Origin of the sequence: Fructobacillus broussonetiae, from assembly GCF_018437275.1 — a bacterium.
In the GTDB taxonomy this organism is placed as follows: Bacteria; Bacillota; Bacilli; order Lactobacillales; family Lactobacillaceae; genus Fructobacillus; species Fructobacillus broussonetiae.
Map to the genome: position 1 here is coordinate 83,429 of NZ_JAAMFK010000004.1, position 23,710 is coordinate 107,138.

The following is a 23,710-nucleotide window of genomic DNA, read 5'->3' on the forward strand; positions in this document are numbered from 1 at the left end:
AATGTGAAGAAAGGTTATTATGAAATCTAATAAAATTGGTTTATTGCAGCTGGTCCTGCTAGGCCTTGGTGCATTGATTGGATCAGGTTGGTTGTTCGGGTCCTGGGAGGCTTCGCGTATCGCGGGTCCAGCGGCTATTATTTCTTGGATAATTGGTGCCGTCGTTATCGGTGTCATCGCTTATACCTACGTTGAATTAGGAACGATGTTCCCACAATCTGGAGGAATGTCAAAGTTCGCTCAGTACACGCACGGTTCATTGCTCGGCTTCATTGCCTCATGGGCCAACTGGGTTTCTTTGATTACGTTGATTCCGATTGAAGCTGTTGCCGCTGTTCAATACATGGCTACTTGGCCATGGTCTTGGGCTAACTGGACAAAGAGTTTCTTGGATGGAAGTTCAATTACGACCCCAGGTTTGTTGGTGGTCTTCTTATTCATCATCATCTTTACCTTGTTGAACTACTGGTCAGTTTCACTGCTCACGAAGTTCACGTCATTCATTTCATTCTTTAAGTTGGGTGTGCCATTGTTGACAATCATCATGTTGACGATTGCATCATTCCACCCATCAAACTACGGTTCAAACATGAGCCAGTTCATGCCATACGGAACGGCCCCAATCTTTGCGGCCACGACCGTTTCTGGTATTATCTTCTCCTTCAACGCCTTCCAGACCATCATTAACTTTGGTTCTGAAGTGAAGGATCCAACGAAGGATATTTCTCGTGGAATCGTGATTTCACTTACCATTGCCGCTTTGTTGTACATCTTGATTCAATCAACGTTTATCACGGCTATTGAACCAAGCGAAATCGCAAAGTACGGTTGGCACGGTATTAACTTCCAGTCACCATTTGCGGATTTGGCCATCTTGGTTGGATTGCACTGGTTGTCTGTGTTGCTTTATACGGATGCCTTTATCTCACCATTTGGAACGGGTGTTTCATTCGCCGCTTCAACTGGTCGTGTTTTGGCTGCGATGGCCGACGACAAGCACATTCCATCATTCTTGGGTAAGATTAACAAGAAGTACGGAATTCCTCGTGTTGCCATGTTGGCGGATGCGATTTTGTCCATGCTGATGGTTTCCTTGTTCCGCTCATGGGGTACGTTGGCGGCTGTTATCTCCACGGCTACGTTGATTGCCTACATGACCGGTCCAGTGACGGTTATGTCACTTCGTGAAATGGCGCCTGAATTCACGCGTCCATTCCACTCAAAGGCCATGAAGTGGGTGGCACCATTGGCCTTCGTCTTGGCATCACTTGCCACGTACTGGGCAATGTGGCCAACGACGATTGAAGTTATCATTATTATTATCTTGGGTCTGCCATTCTACTTCTTCTACGAATGGCGCCAAGGATTCAAGTGGGAACGTCACAAGAAGCAACTTCAAGGTTCATTCTGGTTGCTTTCATACTTGGTCGTTTTGTCAGTTGAATCATACATTGGTTCCGTTGAATTTAACGGTATCGGATGGGTTCACTACCCATTGGACTTCTTGATGGTTGCCGTTGTTGCCTTGGGATTCTATGCCTGGGGTAAGGGATCACACTTGATCACGAAGTACTTCAAGCGCGCTAAGAAGATTAACGATACAGTCGATTACGAAGAAGAAATCGAAGATGTCGAAAAGGCTATTTCAGAAAAGTAATTTTCAAATGTAAAAGTCGGGCCCGTACCGGGCCCGGCTTTTTTGCTTGCTTGAAAGTGTTTCTAAGGCTGGGCAAGGAAAAATCTGACTGGCGAATAAGAGCCTGACTATCTAGACCGGGAACGTTTCCTAAATTGACTTTGCTCTTTAAAATTGGTAAAATTTTTAGCAGTTTATAAAGACAGGAATTGGTGCAGAACATGACTGAAAAGAAGGGCTTTTCCTTCAAGTTTAACCGGGCGGATCCAAGCGCGTTTGCGCAGAGTGACAGCCATTTGAAGAAGACGTTGGGTGTCAAAGACATGCTGGCGCTTGGTATTGGAACCATCGTTTCAACTGCCATCTTTACGCTACCTGGAATCGTGGCTGCGGACCACGCCGGAGCAGCCGTGACCATTTCGTTTTTAATTGCGGCGGTGGTGTCTGGTTTGACGGCCTTTGCCTACGCTGAATTTGCGTCCGCTTTGCCATTTGCTGGCTCTGTCTACTCATGGGCTTCCGTCGTGTTTGGCGAAGTCTTTGGCTGGATTGCGGGTTGGGCTTTGCTTGCCGAATACTTCATCTGTGTGGCCTTCGTGGCCTCCGGATGGTCAGCAAACTTCAAGCTTTTCTTGTCCGCCTTTGGACTGGCCTTGCCAAAATCACTTTCTGGTTCCGTTTTCGGTAGTCAGGGTGGCGCCATTGATTTGCTTTCAATCTTGGCCATCTTGATTGTGATGACCTTGCTCTTCAAGGGGACACACGGAACGGCCAAGGTCGAAAACACTTTGGTTGTGATGAAGGTGCTCGTTATCTTGCTATTCATCGTGGTGGGGGCAACAGCCATCCACCCAGAAAACTATGCAGAGTTCATCCCAAAACACGTGCCTGGTACCACTTTCGGTGGTTGGCAGGGAATCGCTGCGGGGGCTTCTCAAATCTTTTTGGCTTACATTGGTTTTGATTCCATTGCGGCCAATGCAGCCGAAGCTAAGAACCCTGAAAAGACGATGCCACGTGGAATTATCGGTTCCCTTTTGATCGCCACGATTCTCTTCGTGACGGTTGCCTTGGTGATGGTTGGTATGTTCCACTACAGCAAGTACGCGAACAACGCTGCACCAGCTGGCTGGGCCTTGATGCAAGCGGGTCACCCAATCGTGGCCAATATCTTGTCTGTTGTGGCGCTGGCCGGCATGTTTACCGGTTTGATTGGAATGATGTTGGCCTCTTCACGTTTGCTCTACGCCTTTGGCCGTGATGGCCTCTTGCCTCAGTTCGTCGGTAAGGTAAACAAGGGTGGGCAACCAAACAATGCCTTGGTCTTACTCACGATTGTGGGGCTCTTATTGTCCTCACTATTCTCGTTCAAGCAGTTGGCCTCCTTGATTTCCGCTGGAACGTTAATCGCGTTCGTGATTGTTTCCCTCGGAATCTACGCCCTGCGTCCCCGAGAAGGAAAGGACCTGCCAAAGGCCGGGTTCCAGATGCCACTCTACCCATGGTTGCCAGCAATTGCTGCCGTGGGTGCGGCCTACATTTACATCACCTTGGACAAGTCAGCCCAGATTTATTCGACGATCTGGTTCCTACTTGGGTTGGGGATTTACTTTGTTTACGGTCGTAAACATTCATCAATCACAAATCGTAAATAGCAAAAAGATATTTGCCCCTGGTGAGTATGTTAAAAGAGAGCAGACTGCGGTCTGCTCCTTTTTTTATGCGTTACATAAGAAAAACTAATACTTACATTAAAAATATCTGTTTTACTTATATATAATATTCGTTTAATCTTTTCATTAACATCTAATAAAGGTTTGGTGAACAATATGTTTCAAAGAATTATGAACAGTCGCGCCTTTCAAAAGGCGAAGACGGAGGATTTCGCAAAAGCGGATTCTCACCTGAAAAAAGAATTAGGCGTTAAAAATATTTTGGCCCTTGGATTGGGAGTGGTTGTTTCAACGGCCATCTTCACCTTGCCTGGAATCGTTGCCGCAAACCATGCTGGACCAGCGGTTGCCTTATCCTTCTTGGTGGCAGGGGTTGTCGCGGGATTGACAGCTTTCGCCTACGCCGAATTTGCTTCGGTTTTGCCCTTCGCAGGTTCAGCCAACTCTTGGATTTCTGTAGTTTTCGGTAAGCTCTTTGGTTGGATTGCCGGATGGGCGCTATTAGCCGAGTATTTCATTGCCGTTGCTTTTTTGGCATCAGGGTGGTCGGCTAACATGAAGTTGTTCCTTTCGACTTTTAATTTGCGTTTACCAGACGCATTGGCCAATTCATTCGTAGCGGGTAATGGGGGAGTCGTTGACTTCTTTTGCTTGGCTGCCATTATCGTCGTTGGTTGCTTGCTCTTTGGAGGAACAAGAAACACGGCGCGCGTTGAAAATACTTTAGTTTTCTTGAAGTTGATCGTGGTTGTGGTCTTCATCGTCGTGGGCGCAATGGCGGTTCATCCGGCCAATTACAATCACTTCATTCCAGCAAATATTCCCGGTACGACCTTTGGTGGTTGGCAGGGAATCGCTGCCGGTGCTTCACAGATTTTCTTGGCCTACATTGGGTTTGATTCCATTGCAGCCAATGCGGCTGAAGCAAAGAACCCACAAAAGACGATGCCACGTGGAATCATTGGTTCCCTAGTCATCGGAACGGTTTTGTTTATGGCTGTCTCCATTGTTCTTGTGGGGATGTTCCACTACACGAAGTATGCCGGTAACGCTGCACCTGTTGCCTGGGCCCTTCTTCACACGGGACACCCATTCATTTCAAACATGCTTTCCGTTGTGACCTTGGCTGGTATGTTTACGGCCATCATCGGAATGATGCTTGCTGGTTCACGTCTGGTCTACGCTTTTGGGCGTGATGGAATGTTGCCTTCATTTGTTGGCCGGGTCAACAAGCAAGGACGTCCAAATACGGCCCTCGTCATTGTGACGGTGACCGCCGTCTTAATCGGATCCATTTTCTCATTCGAAGAATTAGCTGGCTTGATTTCAGCGGGAACGCTAGTTGCTTTCATGATGGTAACGGTTGGGATTTACGCCCTTCGTCCACGTGAGGGAAAGGACCTGCCAAAGGCAGCCTTCAAGATGCCACTCTACCCAGTTTTGCCAGCGCTTGGCTTTGTGGGTTCAGCCTACATCTTCTGGTCACTTGATGTGCAGGCAAAAGTATACACGGCTGGTTGGTTTGTCCTCGGTTTGATTGTTTACTTTGCCTACGGCCAAAAGCACTCGCGCTTGGGTCAAAAGAAGAATTAGGACATTGTTATGAAAGAGGGGGGATTCGGTATGGCAACGGATCAAAACAAAGAAATTTTAAACGTTGAGTCAAAGGCCCGTGCAACAGCTGGTCGGATTTCATACTTCGACATGGTTGTTGAATCAGCCAAGGGGGCGATCGTAACGGATGCAAATGGCCGTGAATACTATGATTTGTTGGCCTCTGCCTCAGCCATTAACGTGGGCCACTGCCATCCGAAAGTCGTGTCCGCGGTGAAGGAACAAGCAGACAAGTTGTTGCTTTATACACCGGCCTACTTCTCCAATGTTAAAACGGCTGAGCTGTACAGTCGCTTGGCCGCCATCACGCCTGGGAACTTTGCTAAAAAGGTTGCTTTAGGGAATTCCGGTTCCGATGCCAACGATGCCATGATTAAATTTGCGCGGGCTTACACGGGTCGCCAGTACATCGTTTCCTATACCGGAGCCTACCATGGTTCAACATACGGTGCGATGTCTGTCTCTGGGGTGTCATTGAACATGACCCGGAAGATGGGGCCAATGGTTCCAGGCGTTGTGAAGGTGCCATATCCAGATCACATTCAACGGCATAAGGGGGAAAGCGACCATGACTATTCCGTTCGGATGTTCCAACTCTTTAAACTTCCATTCGACACTTACTTACCGGCCGATGAAACAGCCATGGTTTTGATTGAACCCATTCAGGGGGATGGTGGTATCGTAAAGCCACCCCAGGAATACATGGATATGGTCTATCAGTTCACCCGTGAAAACGGCATTGTCTTTGCGGTGGATGAGGTAAACCAAGGGCTTGGTCGGACTGGCAAGATGTGGTCGATTGACCATTTTGGCATCGAACCAGATTTGATGGCCATAGGAAAATCGGTGGCTTCAGGACTTCCGTTGTCCGCAGTGGTTGGTCGAGCCGAAATGATTGATGCTCTTCAGTCACCTGGAAACGCATACACAACGGCCGGCAACCCAGTAGCGGCTGCCACTGCATTGGCAACACTTGATGTGATTGAAGAAGAAAACTTGGTTCAGCGATCAAAGGATATGGGTGAGCGGGCAGAGGCCTTCTTCAAGAGATGCCAACAGGACTTTTCATTCATCGGGGCTGTGCGCATGTACGGATTTAACGGTGGCGTCGATATCGTGGATGAAAACGGCAATCCTGACCCGGACGCAACCAACCGGATTCTGTACCGCATGTACGAACTTGGAGCCATTATGATTTCATTGCGTGGCAACACCCTTCGTTTCCAACCCCCGTTGGTCATGACAGACGACGAATGGCACCATGCCTCGGCCATTATTTTACAGGCCTTTGTTGATGAGAAAGACGGGATGATAAAAGAGCCGGACGCAGCTGGCCATATTGGTTGGTCATAACTTTGAAGACGTCTTTTCCTTTCAGTAGAAAGGGGCCGACTTTTTTATTAGAAAGCGTCTTAGGATGTGCTATAATAAAGACATTCATTGGTCATGCAGTCACATTGATTTCTTCTAGAGAGGCCCCGGTTGGTGAGAGGGACCAGGAATCATTTGGCTGTGCTCCCAATCAACTTGTCGTCGAAAGACGACCGCGACCCAGCGTTAACGGGCTTGAGGTAAGACTTTAGCAGTCATTACAAACAGCGGTGGTACCACGGTCACGCGTCCGCTCTTTGTGATGGCTTTTTATTTTGTTTTTAAAAGGAGCTTGAGATGAAAGAATTATCATCAGCAGAAATCCGCCAAATGTTCTTGGATTTCTTTGCCAGCAAGGACCACTTGGTTGTTCCAGCCAAGTCTTTGATTCCTGAAAACGATCCATCTCTTCTTTGGATCAACTCAGGGGTTGCCACGTTGAAGAAGTACTTTGATGGATCCGTTGTGCCACCAAAGCCACGTTTAACAAACGCCCAGAAGGCCATCCGTACCAACGACATCGAAAACGTTGGTAAGACGGCTCGTCACCACACGTTGTTTGAAATGATGGGGAACTTCTCAATCGGTGATTACTTCAAGGAAGAAGTGATTCCATGGGCATGGGAATTGTTGACGTCACCGGAATGGTATGGCTTGGACAAGGAAAAGCTGTACGTGACGGTTTATCCTAAGGACCAAGAATCACGCAAGATCTGGGAAGAAAAGACAGATTTGCCTGACGGTCACATCTACGAAGTGGAAGATAACTTCTGGGACATCGGTGAAGGACCTTCTGGACCGGATTCTGAGATTTTCTACGACCGTGGGGAAGCCTTCCAAGACATTCCTTCAGACGATCCTGAAATGTATCCAGGAGGGGAAAACGAACGTTACCTCGAAATCTGGAACATCGTCTTCTCACAGTTCAACCACTTGCCTGGTTTGACGGATAACTCAGAGTACCCTGAATTGCCACACAAAAATATTGATACGGGGATGGGACTCGAACGTTTGGTATCCGTTTTCCAAAACGGACGGACGAACTTTGATACGGACCTCTTCTTGCCAATCATCCGTGCTACCGAACCTTTGACGGATGGTAAAGTCTATGACACGACACAGGATACGGAAGACAACGTTTCCTTCAAGGTAATTGCCGATCACATCCGTGCCGTGGCCTTCGCCATCACGGACGGCGCAAAGCCATCCAACGAAGGACGTGGATATGTTATCCGTCGTTTGCTCCGTCGTGCCGTCTTGCACGGTCAAAAGCTTGGCATCAAGGAAAACTTCTTGGCTAAGCTCGTGCCAGCTATGATTGGTACGCTCGATTCCTTCTACCCAGAATTGAAGGAAAAGGAAGGCTTGATTGAATCCATCATGACGGCCGAAGAAAAGCGCTTTAACAAGACGTTAAAGGCCGGCCTTTCCATGTTTGATGACTTCGTTAAGGAAGCCAAGGCAAAGGGCTCAACGGAAATCTCAGGGCAAGACGCCTTCAAGTTGTCTGACACGTACGGATTCCCAGTTGAATTGACGGCTGAACAAGCTGAGGAAGTGGGGATGACGGTTGACATGGACGGCTTCAAGCAAGCCCTCCAAGAACAAAAGGACCGTGCCCGTGCCGCACGTGGTGACCAACACGCCATGGGTGTTCAAAACGCCGCTTTGACCGATTTGAAGGTTCCTTCAACTTACGTTGGTTGGTCAGAAACTTCAGTTGACGGGGCTAAGATTGTAGCCATCATCGCCCACGATGATTCAGGCGTTGCGGTTGATTCAGAGTCAGCCAAGGCCGGTAACCCAGCTTGGTTGGTCTTTGATAAGACGCCGTTCTACGCTGAAATGGGTGGACAGGTTGCCGACTGGGGAACGGTTAAGGATGCTTCAGGTAACATCGTTGCCGAAGTAGAAGATGTTCAAGCTGGACCAAACGGACAAAACATCCACGAGGTCAAGCTTGTCGAAGACATTAAGGTTGGCCAAACGGTGGACCTTGCCGTCGACATGGAACGTCACCACGCGGTTTCTTTGAACCACACGACGACCCACTTGCTTGACCAAGCCTTGCGTAACGTCATTGGTGGAGACATTCACCAGGCCGGTTCATTGGTTGAACCTGAGTACTTGCGCTTTGACTTCAACCACGAAGGACCAGTTGACCAAGCAACCTTGAACCAAGTGCAAGACGAAGTGAACTTGCAGATTCAAAAGAACTTGCCAATCTCATGGGAAGAAATGTCCATTGAAGATGCTAAGAAGCTTGGTGCCGTTGCTGTCTTTGACGACAAGTACGGTGACACGGTTCGAATCGTTTCAATCGGTGACTACAACCAAGAATTCGATGGTGGAACGCACGCTAAGTCCACGGCTGAATTGAACTTGTTCAAGATCACTTCAGAATCCGGAGTTGGTGCTGGTATTCGTCGTATCGAAGCCATGACGTCATTGCCTGCCTTGACGGACTTCCAAGCCGAAGAACAGACCTTGCAAAAGATTGCTTCAAACTTGAAGGTGCCAAACCTCTTGGCAGTTTCTGACCGTGTGTCGGACCTTTCATCAGAATTGAAGGACGCTAAGTCTACGATTGAAGCCTTGCAAGCGCAATTGGCTTCATACCAAGCACAAAGCCTCTTGGATAACGCTGAAAAGGTTGGAAACTTGACGGTTGTTGCCGCCCAAGTGAAGGTTGATAACGCGGGTGCCCTTCGCCAAATGGCGGACGCATGGCGTGATAAGGGTGCCTCAAACGTCTTGGTCTTGGCTGCTGCCATCGGCGAAAAGGTGAACCTCTTGGTCGCTGCCGATAAAGACGCCAACGCCGCTTCTTTGAAGGCCGGTGATTTGATTAAGAACATCGCCCCAATCGTTGGTGGTGGTGGAGGAGGACGTCCTGACTTGGCACAAGCCGGTGGTAAGGATGCCTCAAAGATTGATGACGCTTTGGTCGCTGCTAAGAAGTTCATCGAAGAAGTTTAAGAAACGCGTAATTCTAAGGAAGTGCGCCTCTGACTTTGTAAGCTAAGGCACTAGGTCTAGACCGAATCGAGTTTTTAGCCCGATTAGCGGTTTCACATGCTAAAACGTGTTAGAATAGAGCCAGCTAGAAAGTTAAGATTTGATAAAGAAAGGAGTGTGTACGATGAGCGTAAGTGATGAAACAGCCATCTTTGATTTTGGCAACCAAGAACCAAAAGACATTCATGAAACCATGGTGTTGGTGTACGCCGCCTTGGAAGAAAAGGGTTACAACCCCTTTAACCAAATCGTCGGCTACCTGATGTCTGGAGATCCAGCATACATTCCTCGTTTGCACGATGCTCGTAACTTAATTAAGCGTCACGAGCGTGATGAAATTATCGAGGAACTCGTACACGCTTATTTGAAAAAATAATGCGGATACTCGGATTAGACGTAGGCTCAAAGACAGTTGGTGTTGCCTGTTCTGACCCAATGGGTTGGACGGCGCAGGGTGTGGAAATCATCCGCATCAACGAAGATGAAAAAGAATTCGGCTTGGACCGTCTTGGTGAAATCATCAAGGAAAAGGGTGCCAAGGCTGTCGTATTAGGTCTGCCCAAAAACATGAACAATACCGAAGGGCCACGTGCTGAGGCGTCTCGCGCCTACGCGGCCATGGTTGAGGAAAAGTTTGGACTACCAACGGATTTTCAAGATGAACGGCTCACAACGGTTGAAGCCGAACGGATGTTGATTGAAGAAGCCGACGTTTCACGAAAGAAGCGGAAAAAGGTGATTGATAAAATCGCAGCCGAATTCATCTTGCAAAACTACCTGGATCGAAACGGGAAGTTAACCAAATAAAACGCTAGCAAATACCCAGAAAAAGGATAGAATGATGGCAAAAGAACAACCAGAAATTGATAAGATTACACTCGTGGACGACAATGGAGACGAAGCATTATACGAAGTGCTTTTCACGTTCCACTCAGAAGAATACGACAAGTCATACATCTTGCTCGTTCCAGACGGTGTTGAAGAAGATGAACAAGTTGATGTTCAAGCATACATTTTCAACCCTGAAGAAGACGGCGAATCAAAGGATGGCGACTTGATGCCAATCGAAGACGACGCCGAATGGGCCATGGTCGAAGAAGTGTTGAACACGTTCTTGGACGATGATGCCAACTTCGAATAAATAGATGATAAGCACGGGCTTTGCCCGTGCTTTTTCTTTGCCTTTTTATTCGATATTAGAATGCTTCCATTTTATTTGACCTTTTGTGAAAAGAAGACTAATCTAAAGAAGAAAGGGAGGCTTCGTCTCATGATTAAAGATTTTAAGTTAGAAGATATGTCAAAATGAATAAGTGGATTGCTGGAATTGTTGTTGCCGTCATCGTGATTGCGGTTGCGGGAACGTTGATTGGCTTGCAAATCAAGCAAAGTGCCACTCAGCTGACTGGTACATACTCCAACAAGGAAGTAAAGAACAAGATTGAATTCAAGGGGAATACATTTAAGCTCTACAGCACCGAAAACACTTCCCAAAAGGTTAACGGAACCTACTACGTCAAAGACAACGTCGTTGTTCTCTTGTACCCAAAGAATTCTGACACGGTCAAGCAAAGCGGTGTCCGCGGCATTGCTTTCCAAATGAAGGACAACAAGAAGACCATCGATATTCAAGGTGCAGACTTCAAGAAATAAGCCCTCAGTCTTTAATCGGTCGTTCCGTTCTGCGGGACGGCTTTTTTGGATTTCACATTTGCTCAAGTCGAGTTGAAAAAGGTATACTTTAATTTAGAAACTTTAGCCGAAAGGAGGACGAATTCATGGCTAGAAGAAAAAGAAAGTTTATCAAACTGCCACGAAATAAGAAGGCAAAAAGACGTTATTTTGCTGTTTTGTTCGTCCTTTTGGCACTCGTTGTGGCAGCCGCCACGCTGACGCCATCCTTCTTGCAACGCCGCCAGGATCAATTGCTTGAGGATGCGCATTCTAATCAACTGAAGAAGTGGGCGCCATACGCCCAACAGCTGCAGCAACAAGACGGCGTCTTTGCATCGATTTCGCTTGCCCAGGCGGCATTGGAGTCCGATTTTGGCCAATCGGACTTGGCAAAGCGCGCCCACAACCTTTACGGGGTGAAGGCGGGAGCTGGTCAGCCGTCCGTGACGATGGCCACCAAGGAATACGAGGACGGCGAATGGAAGACCGTTGATGCCGCTTTTGTTTCCTATTCATCCTGGCAAGCCTCGATGAAGGCCCACGCCGAACTCTTGAAGAACGGAACGGCCTGGAACCCGACCCAGTACGCGCACGTGTTGTCCGCCAAGGATTACAAAGAAGCGGCCCAGGGCTTGGTAAAGGATGGTTACGCCACCGATCCGGATTACGCGGCGAAGTTGGTTCGCGTGATTGAAAAGTACAACTTGCACCGGTTTGATATCGCACAATAGGAATCTTTAAATAAAAGTCTGGTCCGCACCAGACTTTTTTATTTGGGATTTTTTCTTCAGAATTGTCTTCTTTTTGAGCTGTGTTCGAGCCGAATTAAGACCGGCTTTATGATAAAATGAAGGAAGTAAATTAAGACTTTAGGATGGCAAAATGACTGTTGAAGAACTAACCAAAGGGATGAATGATAAGCAGGCCGAAGCGGTTCGAACGACTGAGGGACCGCTTTTAATTATGGCCGGGGCTGGTTCCGGTAAGACCCGTGTTTTGACGCACCGGGTTGCCCACCTGATTGAAGATTTGGACGTCCGCCCATGGCGGATTTTGGCCATTACCTTTACGAACAAGGCGGCCCGCGAGATGCGCGAACGTATCGGAAACCTGGTGAACCCTGAAATCGCCGGCTCTATCTGGGTATCCACTTTCCACGCCTTGGCCGTTCGAATTCTTCGACGTGACGGGGAACAGATTGGTCTTGGAAAGAACTTTACCATCTTGGATGGTTCCGCCCAGAAGACCTTGATTAAGCGCGTGATTAACGAGTTGAACCTGGATACGAACCAGTACGACCCACGCACCGTTTTGGGAACGATTTCAAACGCCAAAAACGAATTACTCACACCAAAGGAGTTCCAAAAAGAAGCGGGGAACTTCTACGAAGAGCGTGTGGCTGAAGTGTACGTGGCTTACCAGAAGGCCTTGCGTCAAGCACAGTCCGTTGACTTCGACGACTTGATCATGCTGACGATTGAGCTGTTTGAAAAGGTGCCTGAAGTGCTTCAGCGCTACCAAGAACAGTTCCGCTACTTGCACGTCGATGAGTACCAGGATACGAACGACGCCCAGTACAAGATTGTGAACTTGTTGGCCCAGGGTTCACGCAACCTGGCCGTTGTTGGTGATGCCGATCAGTCCATTTATGGTTGGCGTGGGGCCAACATGCAAAACATTTTGAACTTTGAAAAGGACTGGCCAGACGCTAAGTCCGTCTTCTTGGAACAAAACTACCGGTCAACGCAAAATATCCTGGATGCGGCCAACGACGTCATTAACAACAATCAGGAACGCGTGCCAAAGAAGTTGTGGACGGATAACGGAAAGGGTGAAAAGATTACCTACTACCGTGCCCAGTCCGCACAAGACGAAGCCTACTACGTGCTTGGTAAGATTCAAAAGGGACAGCGCGAACAAAAGAAGTCTCTTTCTGACTTTGCCATCCTGTACCGAACGAACGCGCAGTCACGTGCGATGGAAGAAGCGCTGGTGAAGGCAAACATTCCCTACACGATTGTCGGGGGACACAAGTTCTACGACCGGAAGGAAATCTTGGACATCATGGCCTACCTGTCATTGGTGGCCAACCCAGCAGACAACGCGGCCTTTGAACGAATCGTGAACACGCCAAAGCGTTCCATCGGTCAGACATCCGTTGATCGTTTGTTCTCTTTTGCCGATCAGATGGGCTTGCCGATGTTGGCGGCCATTGACCAGATTGAATTGGCGCCAGACATCCGACCGGCAGCCGCTTCAAAGCTCTTGTCCTTTGCTGAAATGATTCATAACTTCAAGCAACAGGCGGAGTTCTTGGACGTGTCCGAATTGACGGACTTGATTTTGGACCAGTCGGGTTACCGCAAGGAATTGCAGGCGAAGTCCGACCCCGAGTCACAGTCCCGCCTCGAAAACTTGGAGGAATTTATTTCCGTTACCAAGGAATTCGAGACGAAATATGATCCAGACGCGGAAGACGCGGTTGACCCACTGACGGATTTCCTTGGCTCAACGGCCTTGGTCGCCGAGCTGGACAACGTGGAAGAGGATTCGGGTCAGGTGACCTTGATGACGCTGCACGCCGCCAAGGGATTGGAATTCCCAACCGTTTTCTTAATTGGTTTGGAAGAAGGGCTCTTCCCATTGGGACGCTCGGCACAAGACGAGGACCTGTTGGAAGAAGAACGCCGTTTGGCCTACGTGGGAATCACCCGTGCCGAACAGAAGCTGTATTTGACAAACGCGTTCTCCCGTATGCTCTATGGAAAAACGCAAGCTAACCAACCATCACGCTTTATTGATGAGATCTCTGATGATTTGATTGATAAGGCTTACCCTGCTGGTTCATCAGCGACGCAACCAGGACTTTCTTCAAAGTTCCTGGCCGCGACGCAAACGACCTACAACGGCCGTCCGGTTAAGGCCTCTGCGGTTCAGAAGTCCGAAGCAAAGACGACCGGTGCCGAAGGCGTTTCTTGGCAGGCTGGTGACAAGGTGCAACACAAGAAGTGGGGAGTCGGAACGGTTGTTTCCGTGACCGGTTCTTCCGAAGACCAAGAATTGAAGGTTGCCTTCCCAGAAGACGGCATCAAGCAACTCTTGGCTGCCTTTGCCCCCATTACAAAGGCGGAATAAAAACAATCACATTCGGGTTTGACTTTTATAGCTACGGCTAAAAGGGTCGGCCCAAGTACATAGCAAGAAAGTAAGGAAGGTGCGATATGGTCGAAGAAAAAGACATCAAAACGCTCACAACCGATGAAGCCAAGAAGGAGATTTTGGGTCTGCAAGACGAGCTGACTGACTACGGAATCGCCTACTACGAAAAGGATGCGCCCCTCGTTGAAGACCACGTCTACGACGCAAAATACGCGCGCTTGGTAGCCTTGGAAGCGGCCTTCCCACAGTTTGTCACCCAGGATTCCCCAACGCAAAACGTCGGTGGGGCACAGACGAAGTCTGGCTTGCCAAAGGTGCAACACCCGGTTCCAATGTTGTCTTTGGGGGATGTATTCTCCCTAGATGAATTGCAGGAATGGGAAGACCGCACCAAGAAGGCCTTGGGCTTTCAACCAAAGTATAATTTGGAGTTGAAGATTGACGGTTTGGCCATCAACCTGAAGTACGAACAGGGAAAGCTGGTTCAGGCCTCAACGCGTGGAAACGGACTCATCGGAGAAGACGTGACCGCAAACGTCTTCACCATCAACGACGTACCAAAGCAGTTGAAGGAAGCAGTGACCTTTGAAGCCCGTGGTGAAATCTACATGCCAAAGGCTTCCTTTGCCAAGCTGAACGAGGAACGTGAAGCGGACGGACAAGAACCCTTCGCGAACCCTCGAAACGCCGCTGCCGGATCACTTCGTCAGTTGGACGCAAACGAGACAAAGAAGCGTAATTTGTCTGCCTTCATGTACTACACGGCCGAACCAGATCAGATCGGCGTGACGACCCAATCCGGGCTCTTAGAGCGCTTCCGTGAGTTGGGTCTTCCTACCAACCCCGACAACCGTGTTTTCGATAAGATGGCCGAAGTTGGCCCTTACCTCGAAGAATTCACGGCCTCCCGTGACGAATTGCCATACGGAATCGACGGTGTCGTCGTGAAGGTCAACAACTTCGACGACCAGGTTGACCTTGGAAACACGGTGAAGGTTCCTCGTTGGGCCATCGCCTACAAGTTCCCACCAGAAGAAGAGGAAACCGTTGTTCGAGATATCGAATGGACGGTTGGACGAACTGGTGCCGTCACCCCAACGGCCGCCATGGATCCCGTCCTCTTGGCTGGAACGACCGTTCAGCGTGCCTCCCTCCACAACCCGGACTACTTGGAACAAAAAGACGTTCGCATCGGGGACACGGTAACCTTGCACAAGGCCGGTGATATCATTCCTGAAATTGGACAAGTTGTGTTGTCCAAGCGTCCAAAGGATGCGGAAAAGTACGTGATTCCAACGACTTGTCCCGCCTGTGGCGCCGAACTTGTCCACGTGGAAGGGGAAGTCATTCTCCGCTGTATGAACCCGGCATGTCCGGCTCAGATTCAAGAAGGATTAACGCACTTTGCCTCACGAAACGCCATGAACATCGACGGCTTGGGCCCACAGATTGTCACGCAGTTGTTGGACAAGGGCTTGGTCAAAGACGTGGCTTCCATCTACTCCGTGACGCGCGAAGAACTTCTGACGCTCGATAAGTTCAAGGAAAAGTCAGCAGATAACTTGATTGCGGCCATTGCGGCTTCAAAGGAAAACTCTGCCGATCGCCTGCTCTTTGGATTAGGTGTGCGTTTGGTTGGTGCTAAGGCGGCAAAGACGATTTTGCAGTCGTTGGGCTCTCTTGGGCGAGTCGCTTCCGCATCGGTCGAAGACATTGTCTCGATTGACGGAGTCGGCCAGGCCATTGCCGATTCCTTGGTAAAGTACTTCAAGGAACCAGAAGCGCAAGCACTGATCGCCGAGCTCGCACAAGCCGGGGTTAACATGGACTACAAGTCCGACCAGGGACCAATCGATGAAAATTCATTTTTCTATGGTAAAAAGATTGTTTTGACTGGTAAACTAGAGAAGAGTTCGAGAAGCGAAATCGCTGCCTGGTTAGAGGGGCACGGCGCTTCCGTCACGGGTTCCGTTTCGAAGAAGACGGACCTCGTGATTGCGGGAACAGATGCTGGTTCCAAGCTGACAAAGGCCGAAGACCTCGGCGTTACGGTTTGGAATGAACAAGACTTCTTGTCTGCTCAAGCAAATGATGGTGAATAAGTTGGGCTTCTTTCCAGTGCAAGCTGGACAATCCCTTATTCACATCACCAAATAAAGAGGAAATACAATGTTGAAGCGTATCAAAACGAAAAGCTGGATTTGGATTGGCCTTGCCGTGGTCATTGTTCTTGGTCTTTTCTTCTACTTTGTTAACTTGTCATCCGTTGGCCCTTCCGTTAGCAAGAGCAAGGGTGTTCAACTGACACAAAACGGTGCTGGCCAGTACCAAACCGTTATTAAAGATGGCCACTATTTGACCTCCGCTGCCCGTGGTTTGACGGCGACGTCACAAGGAAACCAGGTCGATACAAAGGACTTCGAATCAGGTTTGTTGAACGTGGCCAAGAGCCACTTCAAGACTGGTCGTTACATCTTCCAAGAAGGCCAGTACTTGAGCTCGGACACGATGTCATCCCTTCTTGCCCGTCAATCCGATTCGAACCCAAATGGTTTGAACCCAAAGGATAACGGAAAGACGGATAGTGACCGTGAGCCAATCTACATTCAAAGTATGACGGAACAGGACTTCATGACAAAGGATGGTTCCAACCTGCGCCTTGCCGGGATGGTTGTTGGTGTGGCGATGAACACGCAAGACATCTACCAGAAGGAACAGTACGGGGCAAACTACTACCAAAACATCTCAGAAGAAAAACGAGTTGAATACGGTAAGAAGATTGCACCAAAGATCATCAAGCGAATCCGTGAACAAGAGGGTGTTCCAAAGAACATTCCGATTGTCTTGGCCATGTACGCCAACGCACCGGAAGATTCTCTTGGCGGGGGATACTTCTACTCAGAAGCGACGTCAAAGCGTTCTACGGCCTTGACGGCCTGGACGCCAATCGACCAGAAGACGGTGGTCTTCCCGAAGGAATCTTCAGATTCTTCATCCCTTGGCTCTGATGAAAACACTGGCTTCACGAACTTCAAAAACGATATTGCCAACTTCTTCCCAAACATCGCCGGGGCAACTGCCACGGGTAAGTTTGAGAACGGTAAGATAACGTCCATGAAGGTGACGGTCACGACACAATTCTACTCACAGACTGAAATTGAGGCCTTCACGAACTACGTCTCATCGGCGGCCGTGAAGTTCCTCCCATCATCAGCAAACGTTCAGATCACGATTAAGACGGCTAACGAGACCCAGGCTCTCCTGGTCCGTAAGTCAGACGATAAGTCTTACACCGTGACGATGATGTAAATTTATTATTTTAAGGCATTATTCAAGTCGCCCGCGAACCGCGGGCGGCTTTTTTGCTTTGAATGAAAACCTCTCAAAGGACGGTGTGTAAACATCGTCCTTTTTTATGCGCCATTCCAGCTTAAAGGACCGTTGTTCTAAGGGTTTGAAACGCTTGTTATAAAAATACACGCATTTGCAACAAAGCGCGCCGTGGCCTGCAATAATGGGGCTGTACACTTGTGAAGTCACAATAAATATAAATAAGGATTTGCAGTTATATATGATCACGAAAAATGAAATGCAAAAAAACAAGAAAGTCGTCCTACAGTCTTTCTTGATCTCATTGGCGCTCACAGGTGGAGTGGGTACGAGTACCGTCTCTGCGCTTTTGGGGATGTCGCCACTAGGCTTAGACGCGTCAGCCGATTCTTTCCAATGGGAAGCGGACCGCGCCGTCAACTCAGGAGACATCGATGGAAATAAAACATACGATACGGTCGATGACGTGACCTTCGACGACCCGGAAGGGGCCGTTGTTGGTAAGTGGGTTAACCTGGCAAAGGTTCAAAAGGTTGCTCGTATCAGTAAAGAAATCGAACGCGCCCGAAAAGAGGGGCGTGACCAGTCTTATATCGACCTCTTATTAAGTGGGCCAGAAAAACAAGCTGGTGGTAACTACGACCAATGGATTGACTACCAAGTTAAGAACGTCTACGTTCGAAAGGACCCGGATACGGGTAAGAACATCGCCGCCTACGTCGGTGGAAAGACGCAAATTTCAATCTGGCCCCAGGGACGTGCCAATTCCGTTTCCATCCTGATGGGAAAAGACGGCCAACCAAACAGCTACCATATCTACAAAAGATATAGTCGTGCCCGTGAAAATTACCGAGACGTCGATACGAGAAAGCAAACTGTCTTTGCCGGTGTGGCCGTTGAGCCAAAGAAAACCATTTTCCCACATACCGAATACAACAATCTGGGCAAGGAACACAAAATCTTGCTATCCGATCAGTTTGATAATAATGTCGACAGTATTCAGGTGTCTTATACATCCGATGGTAATTTGGGTGAGCAAAGCTATACAACGCCACGACTTCAATTACGTACGCAATCCGTTTTGAAGCAAGAAATTCAAAAAGCTTTGCAACGCCGTGTGGAATCAAAGGCCAAGAAGTTAGCGGCAAAAGAAGCCATTGAAAAGGCCAAGAAAGAGCTGTACGACGCAATCGATAGCGATGACACGTTGAACCACCAGGAAAAACAGGACCAGAAGTTTGAAGTTGATACGGCTTTTGCTGGAACAGACTACGACGTGGAACAACAGGATAACGCCGACAGTGTTCAGGATGTGATTAATAAGCGAAAGGCTGCAGCCGAGGCCAAGCACAAGTCAAATCCATCCGTTAAAGACCGAAAAGACGAAGTCTTTGCAAGCATTGAAGAGGCAGCAAAGACAAAGCGGACTGAAATTGATACCGACCCCGACTTGACGACGGAAGAACGTGAAAAGCTTTATCCCGAAATCGATAAGGTAACCGCTCAGTTGAAGGAAAAGTTTGACTCGGTTTCAAATGCGGAAGACTTGGACGACAAGATTTTGAGTCATTTACCAGGTGAAGCCTATGCTGGCATCTTGATCAAGCCGAACCAGACACTGGACGAACGAAAGGATAGCGCGAAGACTTCCATTGCCCAAACTGGGGAAACGGTGAAGAGCGATTTGGACCAACGGGCGACGGATGCAAAGTCCAAGATTGACCTCGATGGTGGGTTAACGCCCGACGAAAAGCAACACCAAAAGGACGCCATCGATAATGCCGTTTTGAAGGCAAAAGAGGACCTTGAATCAAAGGACGCCAACGACGCCATGAAGGTGAACGCCATCCGCGCGAAGGCGGAAGCGGACCTAAAGGTTTTGACGGACAAGAAGAAGGAAGCCCGTCATTCGGCTGCACGATTAGTAACGGACAAGATTACTGACATTAACTACAACGACAAGTTAACCCAGAATCAAAAGAATACCTACGATACGAACCTGACAAACGATTACACGGACTTCGTGAATAAGATTGATGCGGCACGGACAACAGACGAGATACCTTCGGCCTCGTCCGGGTCTGACTTTGCCAAAAAGATTGAAGAGAAGGGGCAAGTTGCGGCTGATAGCTTCAATAAAACCAAGGAGTCTGCAGAAAACGACGTTCAAAAGAAGGCCGACCAAGCAAATGCTGACATCAAGAAGATGAATAACTTGACCGAAGACGAGAAGCAAGAGGCTTACCGTCAAGTTCAAGCTGAAGCAGACCGTATCAAGAACTTGGTCAAGGACGCGCCAAACGCGGCCCGCGTTGAAGAACTCGTGAAGAATGCGGAAATGCCGATTCCCAAAAACTTGCCAATTGACGGCCTGATTGAGGTTGCCAAGAAGAATGCCGGCGACGAAGCAAAGGCTGCTCAAGATGAAATTGGGAAAAACACGGGCTTGGATTCTGACCAAATTAAGCAGCTCCAAGATGATGTTGAAAGGGCAAAGAAGACGTATGCTGACTCATTCGATGGCGTGTCTGATGCCGATGAATTGGCGAAGAAAAAAGCTGAAAAGACATTAGCCAACGCCATTGAAAAAGCCAAGGACGATGCGACGAAGTACGCGGCTGAAAACCTTCGCAAGAAGGAAGAAGCGCTGCGTCAAGCAAAGGATAACGCCAAGGGCGATATCAAGAAGGACGCCGATGCCAAGCGTGCTGAAATTGATAAGATGACGGACCTTGCGCCTAATCAGCGTGAGAAGTTGAAGCAGAAGATTACGGATGCTGAAAACGACGTCGACAAGCGTATCGAAGGCGTAACAAACTTCGATAAGATGGCCGCTGATATTGATCAAGCTAAGCAGGGAACGGACGTTGACGACGCTTTCAATAAGGCGAAGGGCGAAGTTGCTGGCCAACTCTTGGATAACAAGAAGAAGGCCCGCCAGGCTGTCATCGATCAAAAGGAAAAGGACGCCAAGGCTGCCGTTGATGCTTTGAAGAATTTGTCTGAAACGGAAAAGTCAAAGGCGAAGGCGGACATTGAAAACGCTGCTAAGAAGAGTCGTGATGCGGTGAATGCCGTGACAAAGGACGAAGACTTCAGCAACGCCGACCAGAACGCAACATCAAACAAGGGTGTTGAAGAAGCACTTGCCAAGGCTAAGCAAGACGATTGGGACACAATCTCAAAGAAGGCCGCTGAAGCCGAGCAGTCAAAGAAGGAAGCGGATGCTGCACAGGCTGCTAAGGAAAAGGCAGACCATGAATTGGCTGAAGCAGAACGTCTGGACGGTGAAACGAAGGCAAAGCTTGAAGGTGAGCAGTCTAAGAAGGAAGAAGCTGACAAAAAGAAGCTCGAAGCTGAAGGTGAAAAGAAAAAGGCAGACACTGCCAAAAAAGAGGCAGACGGTGCGTACGATAAGGCAAAGCAGGCGGTAGAGGAAGCGGAAAAATCAAAGACGGATGGCTCCGGGGATTCAAGTTCGAACCAACGAATCCGGATACGCAACCAAGTGGTTCGAAAACGACCCCAACCGATCAAAATAATAAGAAGCCCCTTAGTGAATTGAAGCAGGATGAAGCAAATGCCAAGGCCGCGGTCGATCAGGCAGATGGTGAAGTGAACAAGGCTCAAAACGCTTTGAACACTGCGAATGATGCTGCTGATCGAGCTAAGACAGATTACGAAAACGCGGATTTGGATGCTAAATCAAAGGCTTCCGTTTTGGAAGACAAGAAAAAAGCTGCCTCAGCTGCTGATGAAAAGAATCGAGTTGCTCAAGAGCAAGCCAATCAGGATGCAGCTAAGCGTCAAGCAGCCCTTGACGCTGCTAAGAAGGCAGCTCAAGCAATCATCGAAAAGCAAAAGGCAGATGCCGAGGCGAAAATCAAAGCCATGCTTGACTTGGCCAAGGACAGCGATGGTAATGTCGATGGCGATGTGAACAATGCAGCCAAGTCTGAATTAGCAAAGATCAATCAAGATTATGAAAAGGCTCAGAAGGCCATTTCAGGTGCAAAGGATTCTTCTGAGCTGTCCGATGGAAAGAACGCTTTTGATACAAATTCTTCTGTTGATGTCGTGAAGAATAAGCTTTCCGAAAAGACAAACACCGATCAGCAAAAGGAAGCCGCTAAGGCAGCCATTAAGCACAAGACCGAAGAAGCACAAAAGAGCTTGGACAACCTCGATGGTTTGGATGAGAAGGCAAAGGCCCTTGTTCAAGATAAGGTGAAGGCGGATGCCAAAAAGGCAAACGATGTCATCGAAAACCAGGTTGCAGGTTTGGACCACGTGTTTGATGGTGGTAACCATGACACGGATTCACTGGTCGACATCGTAAATAACACCAACTTTGACAAAGATGTTCAAGACGCCAAGGATAAGGTGAAAGCCTTTGCCGACGCCTTGAAGAAGTCACAAGACAAAGTGAAAAACGAATCCGCCCGTCAACAGGGTCAAATCGATAACATGGACAACATTTCGCAGACGGACAAGGATGCCGCCAAGGAAAAGGTCCGTGCCGAAGAAAAGAAGACCTTGGACAAGGTCAACGCCTCAACGAGTGCCGATGACATCCAGGCAAAGGAAGATGATGGCCTTTCCTTCAAAATGGATACGGATAGCATCTTTGATGACTTGAATAAGCAAGACAGCTTGGAAAAGCAGAAGAAAGACGCCACGGATCTAATTGACCAGGATATCGACGTGAAGAAAGCGTCCATCGATTCGATGAACAACTTGAGCGATGGCGAGAAATCCAAAGCCAAAGATGACCTTGATAAAGAAGCCAAGCGTGCAAAGAATCAAATTAACGGTTCACACGATAAGGATGACTTGACGAACAATTTCGAAAATGGTTCGTATGAAAAGAATGCCTCCGGAATTATTGATGGTGTTGGAAACAACGAGTCTCTTTACAAGCAAAAAGTAAAGGCAATGGACGCCGTTGATGAAGATGCCGATGCCCGTAAGGTTGAGATTGATGCCATGGACAAACTTTCAGCTGATGATAAGGAAAAGGCAAAGTTTGAAATCGATTACTACGCAACAGAAGCGAAGGATAAGATTGATGACAGTATCGATGCCGACGCCTTGATTAAGCAAGGCGCGGAATCGACTTTCCCATCCCACCGCGACGCCATCATGGATAAGATTGCTAAACAACCATCCATGGACCAACAAAAGGCTTCTGCCAAGGACGCCATTGACCGAGACGCTACTGCTAAGAAGAATGCCATCGATAAGATGGACAACCTGTCTTCAAAGGAAAAGCAAAAGGCCAAAGAAGATTTGGATAAGGCCGTTATCAAGGACAAGGCGGCCGTTGACGGGGCTAAGAAAAAGGCCGACATCGATGCCATGAAGACCTTGACCAAGGACCAGAAGGAAAAGGCCAAAGCCAAGATTGATGCCGCTGCGGAAGAAAATAAGGCGGCCATCGACCACACCGTAAACAAGGATAAGTTGACGGATCAGATTGACGACCCAACCTTTGATAATCAGGTGCAAAAGGTCGACGAACAGATGGCTTCAAACGGTTCAATCGATGACCAGAAGGCAAAGATTCAAAAGCAAATGGAAGATGCTTTGGCCAAGGCCAAGGCACAAATCGACCGGGACCCTACTTTGAGTGAAGACGAAAAGGCAGCCCAAAAGGCGAGCCTTGATCAGAACTGGGCGCAAAAGAAGGCCGCTTTGATGAATGCTGAAGACGCCGACGCGCTTTTCCTTGAAAAGGAAGCCGCGATGGACCTCTTCGAAGATGTTCACTTGTCAGGTTTGTCTTTGAACCAGCAAAAGCAAGTGGCCAAGGACAAGGTAGCAGCCCGTGTTGCCGCCATGAAGAAGGCCATCGAAAACGATATGAACCTCACCCACCTGAAGAAGGAACTCCGTTTGAAGATGTTGGACAAGGTTCAAAGTGATTTCTTTGAAAAGCTTGACCAGGCAGAATCAACGGATGCCATCCGTGATTTGTTGACTAATTTTGAGGACGCCTTGTCTGCTGCACAAGACGGTCACTTGACCGCTTTGCCAGAGGCAGGAAAGCGGGCGAACCTTTCAAACGTGTTGACGGAAATCATGCTTGGGATGACGGCTACGCTTACTTCTCTTGCTTACTTTGCAACGAAGAAGCGTGACCAAGGCTAAGAACGGTGCTTAAGCACCAATTCTTATGGCTCGTTTTAACTCCTATGCAGATTCTGCAGACAGAAGTAAGGTGAGGCATAAGACG

General features: G+C 48.5%; 15 protein-coding genes. All 15 read left to right on the forward strand.

Translation table 11 applies throughout. The features are described 5' to 3' along the window. Nucleotides 1–19: 19 nt before the first annotated feature. The 15 genes from G6R29_RS04105 (at nt 20) to G6R29_RS04175 (ending at nt 23,625) form a co-directional block, all read left to right on the forward strand. Nucleotides 20–1,657: an APC family permease gene (locus tag G6R29_RS04105; RefSeq protein ID WP_213809088.1), complete on the forward strand. Its 1,638-nt coding sequence runs from the start codon at nt 20–22 to the stop codon at nt 1,655–1,657. A 200-nt stretch (nt 1,658–1,857) separates the two neighbouring features. Then, on the forward strand, nt 1,858–3,291 hold the full coding sequence (locus G6R29_RS04110) for an APC family permease (RefSeq protein ID WP_213809089.1): 1,434 nt from the start codon (nt 1,858–1,860) through the stop codon (nt 3,289–3,291). Nucleotides 3,292–3,465: 174 nt separating this feature from the next. Continuing rightward, entirely contained in the window at nt 3,466–4,902 is a 1,437-nt protein-coding gene (locus tag G6R29_RS04115; protein ID WP_213809090.1) for an APC family permease, read from the forward strand. Between the two features lie 30 nt (nt 4,903–4,932). After that, a complete protein-coding gene (locus tag G6R29_RS04120; protein WP_213809091.1) occupies nt 4,933–6,276 on the forward strand; it encodes an aspartate aminotransferase family protein in 1,344 nt (447 codons plus the stop codon). 315 nt (nt 6,277–6,591) lie between these two features. Further along, the gene (gene alaS, locus G6R29_RS04125) at nt 6,592–9,273 is read left to right on the forward strand and encodes an alanine--tRNA ligase (protein ID WP_213809092.1); all 2,682 of its coding nucleotides are present in this window, start codon (nt 6,592–6,594) and stop codon (nt 9,271–9,273) included. Between the two features lie 163 nt (nt 9,274–9,436). Continuing rightward, on the forward strand, nt 9,437–9,688 hold the full coding sequence (locus G6R29_RS04130) for an IreB family regulatory phosphoprotein (RefSeq protein ID WP_213809093.1): 252 nt from the start codon (nt 9,437–9,439) through the stop codon (nt 9,686–9,688). Beyond that, nucleotides 9,688–10,119, forward strand: a complete 432-nt coding sequence (gene ruvX, locus G6R29_RS04135) for a Holliday junction resolvase RuvX (RefSeq protein ID WP_213809094.1) — start codon at nt 9,688–9,690, stop codon at nt 10,117–10,119. Before G6R29_RS04130 ends, ruvX begins: the two co-directional genes overlap by 1 nt. Before the next feature lie 34 nt (nt 10,120–10,153). Then, on the forward strand, nt 10,154–10,453 hold the full coding sequence (locus tag G6R29_RS04140) for a DUF1292 domain-containing protein (protein ID WP_213809095.1): 300 nt from the start codon (nt 10,154–10,156) through the stop codon (nt 10,451–10,453). Nucleotides 10,454–10,617: 164 nt separating this feature from the next. After that, entirely contained in the window at nt 10,618–10,965 is a 348-nt protein-coding gene (locus tag G6R29_RS04145; protein WP_213809096.1) for a hypothetical protein, read from the forward strand. Between the two features lie 125 nt (nt 10,966–11,090). Next, a complete protein-coding gene (locus G6R29_RS04150) occupies nt 11,091–11,717 on the forward strand; it encodes a glycoside hydrolase family 73 protein (protein WP_213809097.1) in 627 nt (208 codons plus the stop codon). A 151-nt stretch (nt 11,718–11,868) separates the two neighbouring features. Continuing rightward, on the forward strand, nt 11,869–14,121 hold the full coding sequence (gene pcrA, locus G6R29_RS04155; protein ID WP_213809098.1) for a DNA helicase PcrA: 2,253 nt from the start codon (nt 11,869–11,871) through the stop codon (nt 14,119–14,121). Between the two features lie 86 nt (nt 14,122–14,207). Next, the gene (gene ligA, locus G6R29_RS04160; protein ID WP_213809099.1) at nt 14,208–16,247 is read left to right on the forward strand and encodes an NAD-dependent DNA ligase LigA; all 2,040 of its coding nucleotides are present in this window, start codon (nt 14,208–14,210) and stop codon (nt 16,245–16,247) included. A gap of 70 nt (nt 16,248–16,317) precedes the next feature. Continuing rightward, a complete protein-coding gene (locus G6R29_RS04165) occupies nt 16,318–17,454 on the forward strand; it encodes a CamS family sex pheromone protein (protein WP_213809164.1) in 1,137 nt (378 codons plus the stop codon). Between the two features lie 280 nt (nt 17,455–17,734). After that, nucleotides 17,735–21,040, forward strand: a complete 3,306-nt coding sequence (locus tag G6R29_RS04170) for a DUF1542 domain-containing protein (protein ID WP_213809100.1) — start codon at nt 17,735–17,737, stop codon at nt 21,038–21,040. Then, the gene (locus G6R29_RS04175; protein ID WP_213809101.1) at nt 21,037–23,625 is read left to right on the forward strand and encodes a DUF1542 domain-containing protein; all 2,589 of its coding nucleotides are present in this window, start codon (nt 21,037–21,039) and stop codon (nt 23,623–23,625) included. The genes G6R29_RS04170 and G6R29_RS04175 overlap by 4 nt, the downstream gene beginning before the upstream one ends. Nucleotides 23,626–23,710: the final 85 nt, after the last annotated feature.

Coding starts and splice junctions, on each gene's coding strand:
- ruvX (WP_213809094.1), top strand. CDS start 9,688: ATGCGGATACTCGGATTAGACGTAGGCTCAAAGACAGTTGGTGTTGCC.
- G6R29_RS04145 (WP_213809096.1), top strand. CDS start 10,618: ATGAATAAGTGGATTGCTGGAATTGTTGTTGCCGTCATCGTGATTGCG.
- G6R29_RS04170 (WP_213809100.1), top strand. CDS start 17,735: ATGCAAAAAAACAAGAAAGTCGTCCTACAGTCTTTCTTGATCTCATTG.
- G6R29_RS04110 (WP_213809089.1), top strand. CDS start 1,858: ATGACTGAAAAGAAGGGCTTTTCCTTCAAGTTTAACCGGGCGGATCCA.
- alaS (WP_213809092.1), top strand. CDS start 6,592: ATGAAAGAATTATCATCAGCAGAAATCCGCCAAATGTTCTTGGATTTC.
- pcrA (WP_213809098.1), top strand. CDS start 11,869: ATGACTGTTGAAGAACTAACCAAAGGGATGAATGATAAGCAGGCCGAA.
- G6R29_RS04140 (WP_213809095.1), top strand. CDS start 10,154: ATGGCAAAAGAACAACCAGAAATTGATAAGATTACACTCGTGGACGAC.
- ligA (WP_213809099.1), top strand. CDS start 14,208: ATGGTCGAAGAAAAAGACATCAAAACGCTCACAACCGATGAAGCCAAG.
- G6R29_RS04105 (WP_213809088.1), top strand. CDS start 20: ATGAAATCTAATAAAATTGGTTTATTGCAGCTGGTCCTGCTAGGCCTT.
- G6R29_RS04120 (WP_213809091.1), top strand. CDS start 4,933: ATGGCAACGGATCAAAACAAAGAAATTTTAAACGTTGAGTCAAAGGCC.
- G6R29_RS04115 (WP_213809090.1), top strand. CDS start 3,466: ATGTTTCAAAGAATTATGAACAGTCGCGCCTTTCAAAAGGCGAAGACG.
- G6R29_RS04150 (WP_213809097.1), top strand. CDS start 11,091: ATGGCTAGAAGAAAAAGAAAGTTTATCAAACTGCCACGAAATAAGAAG.
- G6R29_RS04130 (WP_213809093.1), top strand. CDS start 9,437: ATGAGCGTAAGTGATGAAACAGCCATCTTTGATTTTGGCAACCAAGAA.